The following is a 20,313-nucleotide window of genomic DNA, read 5'->3' on the forward strand; positions in this document are numbered from 1 at the left end:
CAACCCCTCCATCTTACCCGTCGACCGAAGCAGAACCGGCCACCAGCCGCCAGGAATCGCGGACAGGGCGTATTTTCGGACTCCTCGCCATGTCCCCCCACGCGGGGTAGGGGCTGCGAAAGCGCTCACGGCGTTCAGTGGCTTCTGGCCGGTTCGCCGCTGACCCGTCTCAAACCCGAGACGGCAGCGCTGGAACCCGGCGAACACTAGGATCTCAGCCGTGGAGAGTCTCGACGACGTCATCGACGCGATGATCGCTGACCGGGTGATCCATCGGCACCGCCGGAAATGGCTGATCTTCCTGGCCATCGTGGTCGCCCTGGCACTGCTCGTGTTCGCCCTCGGCGGCTGGAAAGAGAAGAAGGGCCGGACGGTCGACACGGTGCAGGCGCCGGTGACACTGCAGGCGGGCAAGTTCGAATTCGGCATCACCAAGGCGACGATCATCCGGCGGCCCAAAACGAAGTACAGCGAGGCCGAGGCCAAGGTCGAACTGTCCCTCGATGTCCGGAATATCGACAAAGAGACCCGTAAGAGCGACTACGTCAGCGGCGACCTGATCGTCCTGGTCCCCGGCAAGGGCGCCGACCTCATCGAGGGCGGCACCACCACCTGCCGTGGCGAGTCGAGCTACCAGGTCGTGTACGGCCTGCCCGCGGTGTCCTGCACGACGTCGTTCAAGGTGCCGGCCGAGTTCGATCAGAAGGTGATCGAGTTCGGCGTTCTGGCCGAGGAGTTCAAGTCCACCGAGGACTCGCTGATCTCCAGTGACAAGCCGTACTGGCACGACGAGAAGCCGATCGCGGTCGTGCAAACGCCCGCCACCATCGAGACGGAGGGCGAGAAGTGAAGCTCTACCGGCCCGTGACCATACTGGTGGGCGTGCTTTTCGTGCTCGCCGGCGGCTTGTTCCGGCTGGCCGAACCCAAAGAGGTATACGACGGTGAGGCCAACCGGGTCCAGAAGAGCGGGGTGATCGGCCAGAAGGTGATGGTCGAGGACTCCTCCTTCGAGATCATCCGGCTGCGGTTCGCCAAGGCCCTGGTCGGGGAGAACGACGACGATGACGATCCGCCGCAGACCACCGACGGCGTCTTCATCGCGATCGACTGGGAGGTCGTCGGCGGTACCAAGGAGATGCCCAGTCACGACGTCACCCTGAAGAGCGCCGAGGGCACGGAGTACGAGGCGGCCGGGGAGACGACCGGGGGGTCGTTCTACTCGCCCGAGCCGGGGTTCGCGAAGAGCGGCACCTTCGTCTTCGAGGTGAACCCGGCCGATATCGTCGGGCTGCAGGCGTGGGTCAAGCCGATGAGCTTCTGGACGGTCGCGGTCAACGACTACCGGATCGACCTGGGTATCCCCGATCAGCAGACGGCCGATGAGCTCGTCGCCGGGGCCAAGCCCGAGCACGTGATGACCCGGCCGGTAGAGCGGGTGGCATCGTGACCGCGCGCGTGCTCGACCTGGCCGGGCGGATCGCCCTGGTGCTGTGCCTGTTCGCGCTTTCGGTCTATTTCGTCGTTCGGCCGTTCCTCGGCGACGACTACGAGAACATGCAGCGCGCGAAGGCCATCAACCAGGTGGTGGAACGTGGCGGCCCGGTCAAGGTCGACGGCATCGAGTGGAAGGTGAACTCGATGAAGGCCTACACCCGGCTGCTCAACGAGGATCGCGAGGCGATCGACCTCGACGTCCCGGCCGGCGCGATCGTCGTCGTGGTCGAGGCCACCGTGACGGCCGACAAGACCGTGGTTGTCGACGGCGAGGGCTATTCCTGCAACGCGGAGCTGGCCGACGACCGCGGCAATCGCTGGGAAGAGAAGAGCGCGTACGGCTACACGATGCCGACCTACTGCACGAATTCGGACAACCCGGCCAAGCGGGAGGTGCCGTTCAAGGTGGCGAAGATCTTCCTCGTACCGAAGTCAGCCGTTCCGCACCTGCTCGGCATCATCGTGCCGCCGGAGACCCGGACCGAGCAGCGGACCCTGATCAGGCCTTAGCGGGCTCGGCTTCCTGCTCGGTCGCCTCAGCCGCGAGCCGCGCTTCTTGACGCTTCTCGGCACCGACCGAAAGGCACTGGTCGAATGCCGCGGCCAGCAGGGCGATGCGCAGGGTGTCGAAGATCGCGCCGCGGACGAGGTCGGCCAGGCTTCCGATCATCAGGGTCCAAGGGTGATCCATCGGGCCGATCAAGCGCTGCGGCAAGTACCAGGCCCACGAGTAGCCGACGTAGTGGATCGTGTAGACGAGGCAGACCACGCCAAGGAACACCGGCCCGACCTGCACGAGCAGCCGGAACGCGTTCAGTGTGGGGTAGAACTTCTCCTTCAGCCCGCCGAGCACCATATTCGGCGCCTGACCCGCCACCTTGGCGATCCGGCCCTGCGGAGCCTGCACCGATCCCGAGCCGAGCCGCCCCTCCAGCCGGGTGCCTTGGATGAAGCCGGTGCTGGACAACGCGCGGTGGCCGAAGACGACCGTCGTGATCGCGAGCCAGGTCAGCGGCTGACCGACACCGTCCTTGAACAACGGCCAAAGAGTCTCGTCGAAGACTCCCCACAGGAACTCCAGGCCGTCCGGGATCGGGAGCTTGATACTGCTGAAGAACTCCTTGACCGAGCCCCACCACTCCACCGTCTGGAACCAGAAGACCCGACCCTCGACCCAATCCTTCACCAGGTTGACCACGGGAGGAGTGATCGACAGCAGCAACAGCAGGAAGAACGCCTCGCTCCAGACCTGGGACAGCTTGCCGATCTTGCTCGGCCAGCGGTCGTCCACAGCCTCCAGAACTCGCCGGATCACCAGCAGCGCGACCAGGGCGGGCAGGAAGCCCTTCCAGGAGTCACCAGTGAAGCTGATCAGGTACTCGCCCGGGCCTAGACCACGGTCGATGGCGTAGCTGGTGGCGAGCTCGCTGATCTGCTCGTCGAGGAAGCCCCAGGCCGACCACACCGCGACCAGCGGCAGCAGTGTGAGCGAGAGCAGGTCCAGCAGGCGCTGCTGCGTCGGGTCCGTCGTCTCGCCCGGACCGGCTGCGGCATCACGCCAGCGGTGCAGCGAGCTCGCGCAGGTCCGGATCATGCCGACGATGACGGCCAGCTGCAGCAACACGCCCGCGGAGAAGATCCCGATGGCCAGACTGCGGTGGTTATGCGTACCAAGCCAGATCGCGATGATGATGCTGAACCGGAATCCGGCGTACCCGATCAGGAACCAGGTGAGCAGGGGTAGCAGGTTGCGCCACCAGAGCCGGAACGTGTCGGCGATCAGGCGGACGGCCTCATGGAGTCCCTCGGCAAGCGTACGCATCGTGCCCGATCGTAGGGCCTAGCCGGATCAGACCGCCATCAGCCGTACGTATCGCGAGGCCCACGGCCGCCGCGGACCGTGCGGGGACCCTTGCGCCAGCTCGGCGCGTTCGGTCCCTGGACGTTCACCTTCGTGACGGTGCCGTCGCCCAGTTCGGCGTTCAGGCGGCGGACCAGGTCGGGCGCGAGCAGCCGCACCTGGGTGGCCCAGGCGGTGGACGACGTCCGCACGGTGAGCTCGGAATCGGCGTAGCTCTCGGGGGTGCAGTGCTGGGCGATCTCCGGACCGACGATGGCCGGCCATCTCGCCATCACCGCGTGCACGGCGACGTCGACCTCCCAGCCCTGGTCCCGCATCAGCCGGCCGATCGTGGACGTGAGCGTCTGCGGATCCCGGTCGTCGGGCCGCGCGCCGCTGCTCATCGGCGTGGTCGCGGAACGACGCTTACGCCTTACGGGCTTGGCTGGGATCTTCAGGCCTTTGAGCCGGCCGGCGAGTGACCGGGCCAGGTCCGTGCCGTGTTTGTCGTGGTCGATCGACTCGGCGGGCGTGTCCTCGTCGTCGGGCCGCTCCGGCAGCCGCTGCTCGCCGGCGGCGCGGATGTCCCCGGTCTCGGCGCGCGCATCACCCTCGTCGATCGGGAGGGTGTCGCCGGGGTCAGGCACGACGTACCGTTCCCTCGCCGACCTCGTAGCGGACGCCCATCAGCTCGGTCGGTACGTCGGCGCCGACAGCGGCCGTGACGAGCACCTGCCGGGCAGGAATCACCAGCTCCGCAAGGCGATCGCGGCGCTGGGTGTCGAGCTCGGCGAACACGTCGTCCAGGATCAGCACCGGCTCCCCCCCATCGGCTCGCAACAGTTCGTACGACGCCAACCGTAGCGCGAGCGCGAAGGACCAGGACTCACCATGACTGGCATAGCCCTTGGCCGGCATGTCGCCGAGACCGAGAACGACGTCGTCGCGATGCGGGCCGACCAGGGATACCCCACGGTCGAGCTCGTCCTGCCTCTTCTCGTGTACGGCGGCCAGGATGATCTCGGCGAGCGCCTCGCGACTGCGGACGTCGGGCTCGAGCGGGACGGACGACTTGTACTCAAGTCGCGCATTTCCCTTGCCCCGGGCAACAGCGTCGTACGCCGTATCCACCAACGGTCGAAGGGAATCGAGCAGTTCGAGGCGGGTCGCGAGCAATTCGGAACCGACGCGAGCGAGATGCGAATCCCAGACCTCGAGCGTGCGGAGCTGTCCCTCACCACCGCCGCGATTCTGCCGACGGGCCAGGGAAGCACTGCGTAGCAAGGAGTTTCGCTGCTTGAGCACGCGCTCGTAGTCCGAACGCACACCGGCCATGCGGGGTGACCTCAGCGTCAGCAGTTCGTCGAGGAACTTGCGTCGCTCGGAGGGATCACCCTTGACCAGGGAAAGATCTTCGGGCGCGAAGAGCACGGTTCGCAGCAGGCCGAGCACCTCGCGCGGCCGGGGCACGGGTGCGCGATTAACCCTTGCCCTGTTGGCTTTTCCGGGGTTGATCTCGATCTCGACGATGACGTCGCGATCGGTATCGCTGCGGATCTCGGTCCGGATGATGGCGCGGGGTGCGCCCATCCGGACCAGCGGGTTGTCGTTCGCGACGCGGTGCGAACCGAGCGTCGCGGTGTAGTGGATCGCTTCGACCAGGTTGGTCTTGCCCTGGCCATTGCGGCCGACGAACGAGGTCACGCCGGGTTCGAACGTGACCTCGGCCTGCGGGTAAGAGCGGAAATCGGCGAGGCCGAGGGCGGTGACGAACACTTAGTGCCCCGGGTGGCCCTTCGGCACCGAGGCGTACGACGGGTCCTCGGCGCCCTTGACCGCGTGGCCGCCGAACTGGTTGCGCATCGCCGCGATCGCCTTCATCGCGGGCGAATCCTCCTGGCGGGAGGCGAAGCGCGCGAACAGCGAAGCCGCGATGGCCGGCACCGGTACGGCGAGGTCGATCGCCGCCTCGACGGTCCAGCGGCCTTCGCCGGAGTCGTCGGCGTACCCCCGGATCTTGTCCAGGTGGGTGTCTTCCTTCAGCGCGTTCACCATCAGGTCGAGCAGCCAGGACCGGATCACGGTGCCCTCGCGCCAGGAGTCGAACGCCTCCGGCACGCTCTCGACGATGTCGGCCGCCTCGAGCAGCTCGAAACCCTCGGCATACGCCTGCATGATCGCGTACTCGATGCCGTTGTGGACCATCTTGGTGAAGTGGCCGGCGCCGACCTTGCCGGCGTGCACGAAGCCGAACTCGCCCTCGGGCTTGAGCGCTTCGAAGATGGGCATCAGCGTCGCGACGGTCTCAGGCTCTCCGCCGCACATCAGGGCGTAGCCGTTTTCCTTACCCCAGACACCACCGGAGACGCCGCAGTCGACGAACCGGATGCCCTTCTCGGCCAACTGCGCGGCCCGGCGGGTGTCATCGGTCCAGCGGCTGTTGCCGCCGTCGATCACGATGTCGCCCTCGCTGAGCAGCTCGGCCAGCTCGGTGATCACCGGGTCGATGGCCTGCACCGGCACCATCACCCAGACCACCTTGGGCTGGTCGGTCGCGCTGAGCTGCGCCACCATGTCGGCCAGGTCCTTCGAGTCGGTCAACGCCTGATCGCGGTCGTAACCGATCACGGTCAGGCCGGCGTCGCGAATCCGCTCGCGCATGTTGCCGCCCATCTTGCCGAGACCGACAAGGCCGAGCTCCATCGTGAATTCCCCTCGAATCGATTCAGTTGTTCAAGCGGGTCGTCAGTCGTGCGGTCGTCAGTTGTTCAGGCGGACCGGCATCAGCACGTACCGGAACTCGCTGAGCGTCTCGCCCTCGTAGTCCTTCGCTCCGGTCAGCTCGGCCGGCTTCGTCGCCTGGGTGAAGGCGAGGTGGGCCACCGGGGTGCCGATCGCGCCCAGACCGTCCAGCAGGTACGTCGGGTTGAATCCCACGGTGACCGGTTCCCCCGTCACCTGGGCCTCAATCGACTCGGATGCCTGCGCCTCGTCACCGCTGCCGGCGTCGAGGGTGACACCGTCCTCGGAGAACGTCAGCCGCACGGGCGCATTGCGCTCGGCGACCAGGGCCACGCGCTTGACCGCCTCGACCAGGACCGCGGTGTCGACCCGGACCCGGGTGGCGATCGCGGCGTCGGTCGGGATGATCTGGCGCACCTTCGGGAACTCGCCGTCGAGCAACCGGGTCGTCGCCCGGCGGGAACCACCGGCGACCTGGCCCTCGAAACCGACCAGCCCCTCGCCCGCACCGGTGCCGGCCAGGGAGATGGTGATCTCCGTACCCGTCATCGCCTTGGCGGTCTCGGCCAGCACTCGCGCCGGGATCAGCGCGGCCGCCGAGGCGTCGGGGGAGAGCGGGTTCCACTCGAGCTCGCGAACTGCGAGCCGGTAGCGGTCGGTGGCGAGCAGCGAGATGGTCGAACCCTCGATCTCGACCCGGACGCCGGTCAGCACGGGCAGGGTGTCCTCCCGGCCGGCCGCGGTGACGACCTGAGCGACGGCGTGCGCGAAGACGTCACTGCGCACGGTGCCACTCGCTGCGGGCATGTCCGGCAGGGCCGGGTACTCGTCGGTGGGCAGCGTCTGCAGGGTGAACCGCGAACTGCCGCAGGTCACCTGTGCCTTGGCGCCATCGACACTCATGTCGACCGGTTGATCCGGCAGGCTCTTGGAAATGTCAGCGACCAGACGGCCGGAAACGAGGCAGCGACCTGCGTCGGCCACCTGTGCGGGCACGGTGACGCGGACTGAGGTCTCGTAATCGAAGCCGGACAGAGTGATCTGCCCTTCCTCGGCTTCGACCAGTAGTCCCGCAAGGATCGGGACACTCGGGCGACTGGGCAAGCTACGCGCGGCCCAGGCCACCGACTCGGCCAGTACGTCGCGCTCGACGCGGAACTTCACCGCTGGGTGCCTCCTGATTCGGCTGGTTGCCATGGAGATCCTGCCATGGCTGGACGCGATGTGCGCCAACCGGTGGCGATCTGGGGATTCGGGCGGGTCGCGATGGGGTAGTCCGAGGTGTTTCCGGGTGCCATCCGACGCGGTCCGAGGAGGGCCCGAATCCCGAGTTTTCCCCAGGTTTGAGCCGCAGAAGATTTTGTGGACTTTGAACTAGGTACAGATTCCATAGTGTTCTTCACACCTGGGGATACTGTGGAGAACCCGCGACTTCGCAGGTCAGAGCCACTTTTGCCCTGTGCACGGGGTGTGGACGAAACAGGGCCTACCTGGGGACGACTGTTGACGGCCGAACTCTTACACACAGGCCGTCCACAGCGATGGCCTGAGTGTCCACCGAGATACCCACAGTTATCCACAGTTGTATCCCCAGCCTGTGGGGTTGTGGAGGAGCTCGTTTTCATCACTGTTGCTTGGCCTGATGCTTGATCCGGTTGGTGAGTTCGGTGACCTGGTTGAAGACGCTGCGCCGCTCCGACATCAGCTGCCGGATCTTGCGCTCGGCGTGCATCACCGTGGTGTGGTCGCGGCCGCCGAACTGCTGGCCGATCTTCGGCAGGGACAGATCGGTGAGCTCCCGGCACAGGTACATCGCGATCTGCCGGGCCGTCACCAGCACCCTGCTGCGGCTGCCGCCACACAGGTCGTCGATCGACAGCCCGAAGTAGGAGGCGGTCTGGCCCATGATCATGCTGGCCGTCACCTCCGGCTTGCTGCCCTCGGGGATCAGGTCCTTCAGCACGATCTCGGCCAGGCTCAGATCGACCGGCTGCCGGTTCAGGCTGGCGAACGCCGTCACCCGGATCAGCGCACCCTCGAGCTCACGGATATTCGTCTGGACCTTGCTGGCGATGAACTCCAGGACCTCCGGCGGCGCGGTCAGCCGCTCGGTCGCCGCCTTCTTCCGCAGGATCGCGATCCGGGTCTCGAGGTCGGGTGGCTGGATATCGGTGATCAGGCCCCACTCGAACCGGTTCCGCAGCCGATCCTCCAGCGCCTCGAGCCGCTTCGGCGCCCGGTCGGAGCTGATCACGATCTGCTTGTTCGCGTTGTGGAGGGTGTTGAAGGTGTGGAAGAACTCCTCCTGGGTCTGGATCTTGCCCTCGAGGAACTGGATGTCGTCGATCAGCAGTACGTCGACGTCGCGGTACCGGCGCTGGAACTGGGCGGCCTTGTCATCGCGGATCGCGTTGATGAAGTCGTTGGTGAACTCTTCGCTGGAGACATAGCGGACGCGTGCGCCGGTGTAGAGACTGCGCACGTAGTGACCGATGGCGTGCAGCAGGTGCGTCTTGCCGAGGCCGGAGTCGCCGTAGATCAACTGCGGGTTGTACGCCTTGCCCGGCGCCTCGGCGACCGCGACGGCTGCCGCGTGCGCGAAGCGGTTGGACGAGCCGATGACGAAGGTCTCGAAGGTGTACTTCGGGTTCAGCCTCGCCTCGACCTGGTCGGGGGTCGGCGCGGGGGCGGGCTGGTTGTTCTGGTTGTGCTGCGGCTGCACCTGGGCCGGCTGGACCTGACTGGTCGGCTGGGTGAGGTGTTGGCCGCCTTGCTGGTTGGGCTGGCCGTGTTGCTGGCCCTGTTGGTGGGGCTGACCGGTCTGACCGGGGTGTTGTTGCGGTTGCTGGTAGTTCTGCGGCTGCTGGTACATCGGCTGGTTGAGCTGGCCGATGGACGAGCTGAGCGTGGGCTGCTCGGTGTCAGCACCCGGCGGCGGTCCGACCGGGACCGGCGGCTGGTTGTGCTGCTGCGGCTGCTGGTTCTGGGGCTGCTGGTTGGGGTGGCCGAACTGGTTCTGGGGCTGCTGGTACATCTGGCCGCCCTGCTGGCCGATACCCACATTGGGATCGCCATAGCCGGCGATACCGGTCGCGTGTCCGCCGAGTGGGCTGTGGATCGGGGCGGGCGCCGGGGTCGGCTCGCGTAGCTCGGGATCCAGGGACGGGTCCACCGTGACGGCGATCCGGATGTCCCGACCGAACGATTCGCTGAGAATCCGCTCCAGATCCGGGCGTAGGCGCGTCTCGAGCTGACCGCGGGTGAAGTCATCCGGTACGGCGACGATGGCCGTGCTCTCGTGCAACGTCACCGGCCGCGAGTTCGTCAGCCACGCGCGCTGGTTCGATGGCAGGCCTCCCAAAACCCGAGCCCACGCGTCGTCCAACGTCACGCCCTGCGCCTGCGGAGCCGGCTGGTTCTGCTGCGCAACTTGTGGCTGCTGGCTCTGCTGGGCCACGGGGGGCTGTTGGTTCTGCTGAACCTGCGGAGCCTGCTGTGCCGGCTGATTCGGCTGCGCTTGCTGCGACGCCTGGCTCGGCTGCGCATGCTGTGCGGGCTGGTTCTGCTGAGCCTGCGGGTTGTGCTGCACCTGCTGGTCTTGGGACACCTGCGGGGCCTGCTGGTCCTGGGCTTGCGGCGCCTGCGGAACCTGGTGTGCGGGCTGGTCCTGCAACTCCTGCGGTGCAGGCTCGTTCTGTTGTGCGGGCTCGTTGTGCTGCGCCTGCTGGTTCTCCGGCGAATGCGGCGGCTGTTGTGCCTGCGGGACCTGCGGCACGTACGTCGGATCCGCAGCCGCGTGATCGGCCTGCTGGCTAGTCGGCTGGCTCAGCGGTTGATCGCCGGCCTGCCTCCCTGGCTGCTCGCCCGTCTGAGGAGCAGACAACGGCGAACCTTCACCGACCACTCGCGACGAACCATCGTCGGGCTGTCCACCCTGGCCTGGTGTCTGCGGAATTCCGTGGGTCGACGCTTGCGGCGTCATTCGGGGCGATTCCTGCAGACTCGGCGCCGGCGTGGGAATCGGGGACTCGTTCATCTGCGCGAGAGGTGCCTGGACAGGGTTCGCCAACAACGCAGGCGCTGGCTCAGCGACCGCGGACACGACCGGGGCCACCGACACCAACGCCGGCTCGACGGCCACAAGTGCCGGCTCGACCGACACGAGTGCGGGTTCGTCCTCCTGCAACTGCACCTGCTCGGCGTGCTGTTGCGTCAGCTCTTGCGGGACTACCTGCTCGCGATCCAAGTCGGCCGCAACAACCTGCTCCACAATCGGCTGCTGAAGAACTGCCTGCTGCTCAGGCTCCCGAGCGGGCTGCTCCTGATATCCGTACTCCCGGGCGACCTCGTGCTCAAGCACAACCTCGCCCACGGCAACCGTCTCCTGCACCGGCAGAGAGACCGCTTCCTGCGCGACCTGCTCGTCGACCACCGCTTCCTGCACCGCCGATTCCTCGGCAGGCTGCTGCTGAGATTCCTGGACGGGCTGCTGGACGGTCTCGTGCTGAACGGTCTCAGTGAAGGAGGCCTGATCTACAGCCACGCGCTCCTGCCCTGCCGACTCGGAAACGGCCGAATACTGAGCGGGCTCCCCATAGACCGGCGCTTGGACCAACGAGTGGCCAGTCTCGGCAGGTTGCCGGCTCGCCTCGACGACCGGCTGCTCTTGGTTCGTTGCCGTCTGCGCTACCTCGCCAGACGGCACTTCGGCCTGCTCGTCAGCCGCGGGCAACTCCATGTCCGGCAGCTGCGACTGGATGAAAGCGGTCTGGGCGAACGAGGGCCGCGTGAATCGAGCGAAGTCCGCCGGCGAGGGGCGGGGCGGTGGTGGTGGGACGAGGTGGGCTGTCGGCAGGTCTGGGGCGGTGATCCCGGTTTCCCCGGATCCGGCTGTGTTGTCCGCATTGACGGACTGGTCCTCGACCACGCGTTGCTCCCCGATTCGTTGCTGCTCTGGCCGGTTTCCAGAAACGTGCGCTGGTCGCGACCTTCGATGACCGCTCCAGGACCTCGGAGTGGTTTCCCGTTATCCACACGGTTGTCCACAGTTGTGAACGAAGCGCGTAGCCACTTGGTTACCAGCCGTCGGGCGTGGCGTTTGCGATGTGAGGGGCTGACGCTAACAAGCCCACAGGGCCTGCTTCAAGCCGTCATCCACAGGCTATGCACAGCAAATTGGGTACAACTTCCGGCGTGTCGGGTAGACGCCGGAGCGTAATCATGGTGGATGTCTCGCCCAACACTCCATTTCTGGCAAGATCCGGTAAAGGCTTGACAGAGGCTTCTATCCACAGCCCTGTGGAAAACCCTGGGGACGACCAGTTTGACCTGTCCACAGACGGCCGCGTACCGTGAATCGGTCGGCATTGAGCCGGCCGTTTCGTGCTGCGCTCCCTGAGACCTTTTGGTCGCCGGGCCGGGCAAGGCCGACGTTCCAGCGGCAGAGTCACACTTCGCGTGTGGATATGTCGACAATTGTCAAGATCCCGGAGTCATTCCAGTGAGCAAGCGGACGTTCCAGCCGAACAACCGTCGCCGGCACAAGAAGCACGGCTTCCGTCTTCGGATGCGCACCCGTGCGGGCCGCGCGATCCTCGCCTCCCGTCGCACCAAGGGCCGCGAGCGCCTGGCGGCATGACGCCGTCCGGGCTGACCTTTCTCAGTCGGTGACCACACCGTGCTGCCTGCGTCGAATCGGCTCCGCCGGTCCGACGATTTCCGGCGCGCCGTTCGACACGGTCGGCGTGCGGGAAGGCGCTCGGTCGTGGTCCATCTGTTGTTGCAGGCCGATCCTGGCGCGCCCGCCCGTATCGGATTCGTGGTGAACAAGGCGGTGGGCGGAGCCGTGCAGCGGAACCGCGTCCACCGCCGCTTGCGTGCGGTCATGGCCGCACAGTTGGCTGACCTTCCGGCCGGCAGCCTCACCGTCGTACGGGCCCTGCCGGCTTCGGCCGCGGCGACGTACGACGAGCTGGCGGTCGACGTGGCCCAAGGCCTTCGGCGAGTGCTGGAACCACGATGAAGTACGCGTTGATCGGTTTTTTGAAGCTGTACCGGCAGTTCGTCAGCCCGCTGTATGGGCAGGTCTGCCGTTTCTACCCCTCTTGCTCGGCTTACGCACTGGAAGCGGTCCAGAGCCACGGCGCGGTGCGCGGTAGTTGGCTGGCGGCGAGACGACTCGCCCGCTGCCACCCGTGGAACCCCGGCGGCTACGACCCCGTTCCAACTAAAGATGTCGACCGCGGAGAGCATGACTCCGCCAACCAGTCCGGCGCCGTATCGGATGCCGGGCCCTTGCAGCGAGGTGCTTGAGTGACTCTTTCGGCCATCCCCATGCTGTCGCTGGGGTTGTGGGACTCGATCGTTGACCTGTTCAACCTGGTGATGACACCGCTGTACCACGCGGTGGCCTTGCTGCTGAACGGTTGGCACAAGCTGCTGTCACCGATCTTCGGTGCGGACAGCGGCTGGGCGTGGGCCCTGTCCATCGCCGGTCTGACGATCGTGATCCGGACGCTGCTGATTCCCCTGTTCGTCAAGCAGATCCGCTCCAGCCGGAACCTTCAGCTGCTGCAGCCGAAGATGAAGGAGCTGCAGAAGAAGTACGGCCATGACCGGGAGAAGCTCGGTCAGGAAATGATGAAGCTGTACAAGGAGACGGGCACCAACCCGTTCTCCTCGTGCCTTCCGCTGCTGCTGCAGTCGCCGATCTTCCTCGCGCTGTTCCGGGTGCTCGATGGCGCCTCGCGTGGCACGTCGCACAGCCAGTTCCTCGATGGCGAGCTGATGCAGTCCCTGCGCGATGCCAAGATTTTCGGCGCGCAGATCTCCTCGACGTTCCTGCGGGCGCCCGAGGTCGGCGCGACGAACGTGAAGATCGTCGCCATCGTGCTGATCCTGCTGATGACCGGCACGATGTTCATCACCCAGCTCCAGCTGATGCGCAAGAACATGCCGAAGGAGGCCCTCGAGGGCCAGGCGGCGCAGATGCAGAAGATCATGCTGTACGTCTTTCCGATCTTCTTCCTGATCGGTGGATTCAACTTCCCGATCGGTGTGCTCATCTACTGGTTCGTCTCGAACGTGTGGACGATGGGCCAGCAGTTCTACGTGATCCGCCGCAACCCGGCGCCGGGCACCGCGGCGTTCGACGCCCTGCAGGAGCGCAAGCGCGAGCACGCTCGCAAGACCGGCCAGCCGCTGGACGACGACCCGATCAAGATCGCCGAAGAGGCCGAGGAGCGTCGCGCCACGGTCGTGCGCCAGCAGCCGAAGCGCCAGCCGCGCAGCGCCCGTAAGGGCACGACGGGCTCGAGCCCGGTGCAGGACAGCCCCGCACCCGCGACCCAGAACGGTCAGCCCTCCGCAGGTGGCCGACCGGCCAACCAGCCTGCGAAGAAGACCGCGCAGACGAAGAAGACGGCCGGCTCGAAGAACGCCGCGCAGCGCGCTGCGGCACAGAAGGCCGCCGCTGCGAAGAAGGCCGCCCAGAAGAAGTCGGGTGGCCAGACCGGCGCGCGGAAGTCCGACAGCTGATCTGTGTCCCGTGCGGCACACCTCTGATTTTTCTTGCTGTGAATGATCTTGATCCCGGTGGGGCGGATCTCGAATGACTAAGGAGTAGCCGTGAGCGACGGCAACCAGACTGATGACGTCCAGACTGAGGACGTCAAGACTGAGGACGTCAAGACTGATGACACTCAGAGCCCGCGACCGGAGGTTGATCGTGTGAAGGCCCTTGAGGTCGAGAGCGACATCGCCGCCGACTATCTGGAGGAGCTGCTCGACATCGCCGATCTCGATGGCGATATCGATATGGACATCGACGGCGATCGTGCCGCGGTGTCGATCGTCGGCGCGGATCTGAACCACCTGGTGGGCGACAAGGGCAAGGTGCTGGAGGCTCTCCAGGAGCTCACCCGGCTGGCCGTGTACCGGGAGACCGGCGAGCGGTCGCGCCTGATGCTCGACGTGTCGGGCTACCGGGCGAACCGTAAGGCGGAGCTGGAGAAGGTCGGCCTGCAGGCTGTCGAGGAGGCGAAGGCCTCTGGTGAGGCTGTGCGCCTCGACCCGATGACGCCGTTCGAGCGCAAGGTCGTGCACGACGTTGTCGCCGCCGCCGGCCTCACCAGCGAGTCGGAGGGCGAAGAGCCGCGTCGTCGCGTCGTCGTCCAGCCGGCGGTCTGACCGTCCCCGTGGCGGATGACGTTTCACGTGAAACGCCGTCGATCGTGGATGAGCTCTATCCACGGTCGGCGGCACGGCTCGCCCAGTACGCCGAGCTGCTGGCCACCGAAGGAACACTGCGCGGCCTGATCGGTCCGCGCGAGGTCCCCCGCTTGTGGGACCGGCACCTACTGAACTGCGCCCTGGTCGAACGGCTGATTCCAGAGAACGCCAGCGTCGCCGATATCGGCACCGGCGCCGGACTGCCCGGTATCGTCCTGGCCTTGGTCCGGCCCGACCTCGAGGTCGCGCTCGTCGAGCCCCTGCTCCGGCGTACGACCTTCCTGGACGAAGCCGTCGAGCAGCTCGAACTCAAGAACGCGGAAGTTGTGCGCGCCCGGGCCGAACAGCTCGGCGGCCGCACCTTCGACGTCGTCGTCTCGCGAGCGGTCGCGCCGTTGGACCGGCTGGCCCAGTGGTGTCTGCCGCTGTGCGTCGAAGGCGGCCTGATGCTGGCGATGAAGGGCCAGAGCGCAGAGGCGGAACTCGCCGAGCATGAGCGTGCGCTGGACGCCCTGGGAGCGGAAGATCGACATGTTCATCATGTCGGTGTCGAAGAACTGACGCAGCCGACGACAGTGGTGAGTATTGTTGCCGGACGTGCTGCGCGGGGTTCCCAGCACGGAAGACGCGGGAGGTGAATGGGGTCGTGACTCGTGCCCTGGGATGGCCAGAGAAGAGCACCGGCGAGCCGCGGGCGACCAGCCCGATCGGCTGGCCGCAAAGCAGTCCGGTTGTAGAGGTCGTCCAGCCTGACTCGACCCCGGTTGCTCCTTCGACTTCGACGTCCCTGGACGAGGCCACGACAAGCACGCCGGCCCGTTCCTCGCTTCCTGCTGCTCCGGTGTTCGCGGTTGCGCCCACCAACGGGACCGTCGTACCGGCAGCTGCTAGTGGCGGAGCTCCGGTGAGCGCCGCTCCTGCTGGCGCTGTGCTGGTCGACGGCTCGCCTTCAGAAGAGCCGCCTTCGGAAGAGCCGGCCGAAGCTGCTGCCGGTAGTTCCGCCGAGACAGCTGTCGCAACCTCTGACGAGGCTGCCGCTTCGACTCCCGCTGTTCCCACGCCTCTTACGCAGGGCGAAGCCGGCACCACCTCGGTCGCAGAGACGAGCGTGGTTGACGGCGATGAGGCCGGGGCGCTTGTCGACGGTGACGACCCGAGCGAAGGCGCTGCGGAATCGGCTGCGACCGCCGAGGCGCCCTCGAAGGGCGCGTCCAACGGCGTCCAGTTTTCGGAGCCGATGACGACCACCGCTCAACTGGCGGCCACCGTGCAGCAGTCGCCTCCTGCGCAGTCTGCGCCGACCGTCGGATCGACTGCGCCGTCGGCAGGGCAGGACGAGGAGCAAAGCGAAGGGACGGCAGAGGCCGAGTCGCCGACGATCACCCTGGCGCCGTCCGCCCTGCAGACTGCCGCTTCACTTGGTTTGACCGACGTTCCTCCGCCCGTTGCCGCCGATCCCGTTTCACGTGAAACGAGCACCGAGCCGGGCTCCGTTTCACGTGAAACCGAGTCCGCCACTGCGGTCGAGGAGGAGTTCCCAGAGTCGCCGCGGCCTGTGGATGACTACCCCCTGGGAACCCCTTCTCAGGCGGGAATTCATCCACAGAAGCCTGTGGATGAACCTGGGGGCAGAGCTGCCCCGACTCCCACTGACATTCTCTTCGGGCCAAGTCCCGCACCTATCGGAATGGGCGCTATGACTGCCGCACAGATCGCCGCGCGAGCCACCTCGGACGAGCTGCAGCGACGACTTCTCGAGACCCCGATCGCCGCCGCCACCGAACGGACGCTGCTCGTGAATGAAGGCCGGACCATGGGCAAGGAGTTCCCGCTCCCCGACGAGACGCGCGTCTTCGTCGTGGCCAACCAGAAGGGTGGCGTCGGCAAGACGACCACCACCGTGAACGTCGCCGCCGGGCTCGCGCTGTACGGCGCCCGCATCCTGGTGATCGACCTCGACCCCCAGGGCAACGCGTCGACGGCTCTCGGCATCGACCACTCCGAAGGAACGCCCGGTGTCTACGAGGCGATCATCGAGAACGAGCCGCTGAGCAAACTGACCCAGCCGTGTTCGGAGCACCCGGGCATCTTCGTCGTACCGGCGACCATCGACCTGGCCGGCGCCGAGATCGAACTCGTCAGCATCGTGGCCCGCGAGAGCCGTCTGAAGAAGGCGCTCGACGCGCACCTGGCCGAGACCGAAGCCGCGGGCGAGCCGTACGACTACGTGTTCATCGACTGCCCGCCGTCGCTGGGCCTGCTCACGGTGAACGCGTTGACCGCCGCGCGCGAGGTCCTCGTCCCGATCCAGAGCGAGTACTACGCGCTCGAGGGTCTGTCCCAGCTGCTCCGCCACATCGACATGGTGAAGTCCCACCTCAACCCGGGCCTGGACGTCTCCACGATCCTGCTCACCATGTACGACGCGCGCACCAAGCTGGCCGGCGAGGTCGCGGCCGAGGTGCGCGGCCACTTCCAGGACCGGGTGCTGCGGACCGCCGTACCGCGCTCGGTCCGGATCTCCGAAGCACCGAGCCACGGCCAGACTGTGCTCGCGTACGACCCGGCCTCCGCCGGCGCACTTTCCTACCTGGAAGCATCGCGGGAGATCGCGATGCGGAACAACGCGTGACCCGATCGGCCGACCTCGGCGCGATCCGTGGCACTACCAGCACCGGGCGAGTGAGCACGGGCACCGAACGACAGAGGGAGCGTCGATGAACACCCGACTCGGACGCGGACTCGGCGCGCTGATCCCCAGCACGCCGTCTCCGGCCGGAACGCAGACTCTGGGCAGCAAGTCGAACTCGATCCCCGGCGCACCACGCGAGCCCGAGCTCGCCGCCGTTCCGGGTGCGCGCTTCGCCGTCATCCCGGTCGACCAGATCAGCCCGAACCCGAAGCAGCCGCGTACGGTCTTCGACGAGGACGCGATGGCCGAGCTGGTGCACTCGGTCAAGGAGATCGGCCTGCTGCAGCCGATCGTCGTACGCAAGCTCGACACCGACAAGTTCGAACTGGTGATGGGGGAGCGCCGCTGGCGGGCCACCCAGGAAGCCGGCCTCGACACCATCCCGGCGATCGTGCGGGAGACCGCCGACGACGTGATGCTGCGCGATGCGCTGTTGGAGAACCTCCACCGCAGCCAGCTGAACCCGCTGGAAGAAGCGGCGGCCTACCAGCAGATGCTCGACGACTTCGGCTGCACGCAGGAAGTTCTCGCCAGTCGCATCGGCCGGTCGCGTCCGCAGATCTCCAACACCCTGCGCCTCCTGAAGCTCCCGGCATCCGTCCAGCGTCGCGTTGCCGCCGGAGTCCTCTCGGCCGGGCACGCCCGCGCGCTTCTCGGTCTGCCGAGCGGCGATGCCCAGGAGCGCCTGGCTCAGCGGATCGTCGCTGAAGGTCTGTCCGTACGGTCGGTGGAGGAGATCGTCTCGATGGGCGAAGCGCCCGGTGCCGACGACGCGACCCCGGCCAAGCGCCGCAACCGCCCAGTCGCCCCGAAGCTGATCGACCTGGCGGACCGCCTGTCCGACCGCTTCGAAACTCGCGTCAAGGTCGACCTCGGCAAAACCAAGGGCAAGATCACCGTCGAGTTCGCCTCTTTGGACGACCTCGAACGAATCGTCGACCTAATGGACCCAAACAAGCGCACTTCCTGACCTCGGACGGTTCTCCCAGCGCCCCTGAGAGCCCCGCCCCTCAACAACCAACCCCCACAACCTCCCCCAACGCCCCTCCAAAGGCCACCCACAGAACGCCCTGCCGGACTTAACCGGCCGGGCGTTCTGCCTTTCCGAGCGCCTTGCCCCCAGCTGCAAACCCTGCGCACCTCGCCGCGACCCGGCTACCCGCGCTGACATCTCCAACCCATTGGGAGGGGTGCCATGAAGTCGGTGCCGACCTGGCCCGCGTCACGGCCAGAGCACCCCATGATCGGGTTGGCCTAACGGCTCCAGCCCACGAAGCCGGGAACGAACGGCACCACCCGCGACGCAGCGCCCACGACCAGCCGCCGGACTTCTCGTCGAGCTCCCCAGCCAATGAAGATGTCGGACCAAACTCGCAACCCCGGGTCGCTGCGACGGGCCCAGCGATCGCACACGGACGAGGTAGCGAGGGGACCTCGGTCGGCATGAGAGCTATGCGCGAGCCTCAGCACCAGAGTCGACGCGGAGCACCAGACGAACGTGCCGAGGAGAAGATGCCGGGAGGAGATGTGGCGCGACGGAGGTGGCGAGATGGAGGTGCCGGGATGGAGTGTCCGGACGGAGTGCCGAGAAGGGAGGCGTCGGCGCCATTAGCCGGATAGGCCTGGGAGGGGACGTTCCCGGAAAGGCTTGTCGGGGAATGGCCAAGGGGCAGGGCCACGAGAAGCCAAGAAGCCGCCCGCAACGAGTGGGCCAACGACCGACAGCGGAGCGCCAAACCTAATGCCACCACCGCCGGCTCCGATCGTGACGTCGGCGACGTGGTGGGCCCGCGCGGCCGGTAGCAGCAGGGCACGCGCTGGTCAGCGTCGAGACCAGCCCAGAGCGGAAGGCGCGAAGGGAAGCAGGGACCGAGGAGTGCAGGCCGCAAGCCGAGGTCGGCCGGCTGCTCTGGTGAGCGGGCAGATGTCGGCGATGGCCATGTCCGGCGGAGTTGGCGAGACCAGCGCGGCGGGCGTAGACCAGCGTGGGACAACTCGACGCGGCTCGAAGTGGAGCGGCGGCTGGCCACGAAGTCGAAGCGTGCCGAGCCTTTGCCCAGTTGGGTCCGAACCGACGGCAGATCAGGGGTGGCCGCATTCGCAAACGAGCTACCCGTAAGCGAGGTCGGAGTTGCCGCTTGCTCGGAGATGGCCCGGTGTCATCTTCATCCATCCGGCCTTGTGACACGGCAAGGCCCGGGCCCTGGTAGGTGCATCCGGGCCGACCCATTGAGCTACCACGGGCAGAGCTAGTGCCGGCCTCAGGCGAGGGTCGGACGTCCAGCCGGCGCCGGTATCGCGGGTTCGCTGCCGGGCGACCTCCGCCGCATCATGTTCCTCCGGTCGGGAGATCACTATTGCTCATCGCGGCCGGGATCGAGGCCGGTCAACCGGGCAAACTCGATTCGGTCGTGTACCTGATCGTCGAGGGCCCGACTAGCAGGTACGTGTGTCGTCGCCTCCCTTGAACGCACCGCGATTGATTGCCGCAGACGCATGGATCAATGGCAACTGATGGCAGGACTTTCTCGCCGAGCCCAAGCACGATCGCCCGCGGATGTCCGTTGCTCTGGAGTCCGACTGTTGTCCGCTCCGGGTGGTCTCGCCGGTCGTCGGAGTTGTCGCCCTTGCATCCTCTGCTGCGACCCAGTGCCGCCTGCCGCTGCGTCCATCCGATCGCTGCGGCAGCCGGATCGCCGCCCGCGAGCCACACTCACTGAGTTATCTCGCACAGGGGGTGGCGGCCCGTTCCGCCACGACGGATCGTCATGACTTCTCCGCTCGCGGCTGGCCGCCGCCCGCTCGCCCTTCGCCGCCCTCGGTCACCGTTGTTCGGTGAGGAACCGGTTGGTCGAACGAGCTCATCATGGACGCGTCTTCCAGCGCGTGCTGATCCATTACGACGCCTCAGAGATCAGTTCGACGGGACCTGCCTGTTTCCAGGCCGCTCTCCGCCGTGACGAGAATCTGAACTCGCTAGTCCTTCACTCTCGCCAGCTCGCCAGCTCGGCTATCGAGGCAACGGCCCCCTCAAGACCAGGCAGCCGATATGTCGACATATCCATCAAGCGGTAGATCGCTCGGGAATGTTTCCCGTGAAACATTCCGCCAACACGGCCTCCGATTGCGACTGAGGCGCCGAGCGAGGAGCGCCGACGAGTGCGGATCGGAGCATCGAGAAGACCTCGCTGCGACTGCGGCCGCCGGGGCAGCCAGAGCGAGGACTGGTGTAAGCCGCGCGACATGGGAGGCGACACGACACGGGAGGTGACATGAGGTGCGCCGGGTCGCCAGGTCGCAGGTCGGCGGGGTCG

At 66.7% G+C, this 20,313-nt stretch carries 17 protein-coding genes; 11 read left to right on the forward strand and 6 right to left on the reverse strand.

What is annotated here, in order from left to right:
* Positions 1–220: 220 nt before the first annotated feature.
* The 3 genes from OG394_RS26140 to OG394_RS26150 are packed head-to-tail and all read left to right on the forward strand — an operon-like array spanning position 221 to position 2,006.
* Complete coding sequence (locus OG394_RS26140; RefSeq protein WP_328989721.1) at positions 221–850, forward strand: hypothetical protein; 630 nt, start codon at positions 221–223, stop codon at positions 848–850.
* 32 nt (positions 851–882) lie between these two features.
* Positions 883–1,449, forward strand: coding sequence for a hypothetical protein (locus OG394_RS26145; RefSeq protein WP_328989722.1), 567 nt, complete (start codon positions 883–885; stop codon positions 1,447–1,449).
* A complete protein-coding gene (locus tag OG394_RS26150) occupies positions 1,446–2,006 on the forward strand; it encodes a hypothetical protein (protein WP_328989724.1) in 561 nt (186 codons plus the stop codon). The genes OG394_RS26145 and OG394_RS26150 overlap by 4 nt, the downstream gene beginning before the upstream one ends.
* Here the strand turns inward: OG394_RS26150 and OG394_RS26155 are convergent.
* The 6 genes from OG394_RS26155 to dnaA all read right to left on the reverse strand — a co-directional run bounded on the left by OG394_RS26155 (position 1,996) and on the right by dnaA (position 11,005).
* Entirely contained in the window at positions 1,996–3,318 is a 1,323-nt protein-coding gene (locus OG394_RS26155; RefSeq protein WP_328989725.1) for a hypothetical protein, read from the reverse strand. The two genes, OG394_RS26150 and OG394_RS26155, sit on opposite strands and share 11 nt — an antisense overlap.
* Positions 3,319–3,356: 38 nt before the next feature.
* Positions 3,357–3,983 (reverse strand): DUF721 domain-containing protein, encoded by a 627-nt coding sequence (locus OG394_RS26160; protein ID WP_442914228.1) that lies wholly within the window; start codon positions 3,981–3,983, stop codon positions 3,357–3,359.
* Positions 3,976–5,112 (reverse strand): DNA replication/repair protein RecF, encoded by a 1,137-nt coding sequence (gene recF, locus OG394_RS26165; protein WP_328989726.1) that lies wholly within the window; start codon positions 5,110–5,112, stop codon positions 3,976–3,978. The genes OG394_RS26160 and recF overlap by 8 nt, the downstream gene beginning before the upstream one ends.
* Positions 5,113–6,039 (reverse strand): phosphogluconate dehydrogenase (NAD(+)-dependent, decarboxylating), encoded by a 927-nt coding sequence (gnd, locus tag OG394_RS26170; protein ID WP_328989727.1) that lies wholly within the window; start codon positions 6,037–6,039, stop codon positions 5,113–5,115.
* 57 nt (positions 6,040–6,096) lie between these two features.
* Positions 6,097–7,242, reverse strand: coding sequence for a DNA polymerase III subunit beta (gene dnaN / locus OG394_RS26175; RefSeq protein ID WP_328989728.1), 1,146 nt, complete (start codon positions 7,240–7,242; stop codon positions 6,097–6,099).
* A gap of 460 nt (positions 7,243–7,702) precedes the next feature.
* Positions 7,703–11,005 (reverse strand): chromosomal replication initiator protein DnaA, encoded by a 3,303-nt coding sequence (gene dnaA / locus OG394_RS26180; protein ID WP_328989729.1) that lies wholly within the window; start codon positions 11,003–11,005, stop codon positions 7,703–7,705.
* A gap of 573 nt (positions 11,006–11,578) precedes the next feature.
* Here dnaA and rpmH point away from each other — a divergent pair.
* From rpmH to OG394_RS26220, 8 genes are all read left to right on the forward strand, one after another.
* Entirely contained in the window at positions 11,579–11,716 is a 138-nt protein-coding gene (gene rpmH, locus OG394_RS26185; RefSeq protein WP_328989730.1) for a 50S ribosomal protein L34, read from the forward strand.
* 39 nt (positions 11,717–11,755) lie between these two features.
* A complete protein-coding gene (gene rnpA / locus OG394_RS26190; RefSeq protein WP_328989731.1) occupies positions 11,756–12,100 on the forward strand; it encodes a ribonuclease P protein component in 345 nt (114 codons plus the stop codon).
* Positions 12,097–12,390 carry a membrane protein insertion efficiency factor YidD gene (gene yidD, locus OG394_RS26195; protein ID WP_328989732.1) on the forward strand — a complete coding sequence of 98 codons (294 nt, stop codon included), beginning with the start codon at positions 12,097–12,099 and terminating at the stop codon, positions 12,388–12,390. Before rnpA ends, yidD begins: the two co-directional genes overlap by 4 nt.
* A gap of 21 nt (positions 12,391–12,411) precedes the next feature.
* Entirely contained in the window at positions 12,412–13,614 is a 1,203-nt protein-coding gene (yidC, locus tag OG394_RS26200) for a membrane protein insertase YidC (RefSeq protein ID WP_442914312.1), read from the forward strand.
* Between the two features lie 90 nt (positions 13,615–13,704).
* The gene (locus tag OG394_RS26205; RefSeq protein ID WP_442914229.1) at positions 13,705–14,265 is read left to right on the forward strand and encodes a Jag family protein; all 561 of its coding nucleotides are present in this window, start codon (positions 13,705–13,707) and stop codon (positions 14,263–14,265) included.
* Positions 14,266–14,273: 8 nt separating this feature from the next.
* The gene (rsmG, locus tag OG394_RS26210) at positions 14,274–14,945 is read left to right on the forward strand and encodes a 16S rRNA (guanine(527)-N(7))-methyltransferase RsmG (RefSeq protein ID WP_328989734.1); all 672 of its coding nucleotides are present in this window, start codon (positions 14,274–14,276) and stop codon (positions 14,943–14,945) included.
* Between the two features lie 1,058 nt (positions 14,946–16,003).
* Positions 16,004–16,939, forward strand: a complete 936-nt coding sequence (locus tag OG394_RS26215; RefSeq protein WP_328989735.1) for a ParA family protein — start codon at positions 16,004–16,006, stop codon at positions 16,937–16,939.
* Between the two features lie 85 nt (positions 16,940–17,024).
* On the forward strand, positions 17,025–17,969 hold the full coding sequence (locus tag OG394_RS26220; RefSeq protein ID WP_328989736.1) for a ParB/RepB/Spo0J family partition protein: 945 nt from the start codon (positions 17,025–17,027) through the stop codon (positions 17,967–17,969).
* Positions 17,970–20,313: the final 2,344 nt, after the last annotated feature.

This window comes from Kribbella sp. NBC_01245 (genome assembly GCF_036226525.1).
In the GTDB taxonomy this organism is placed as follows: Bacteria; Actinomycetota; Actinomycetes; order Propionibacteriales; family Kribbellaceae; genus Kribbella.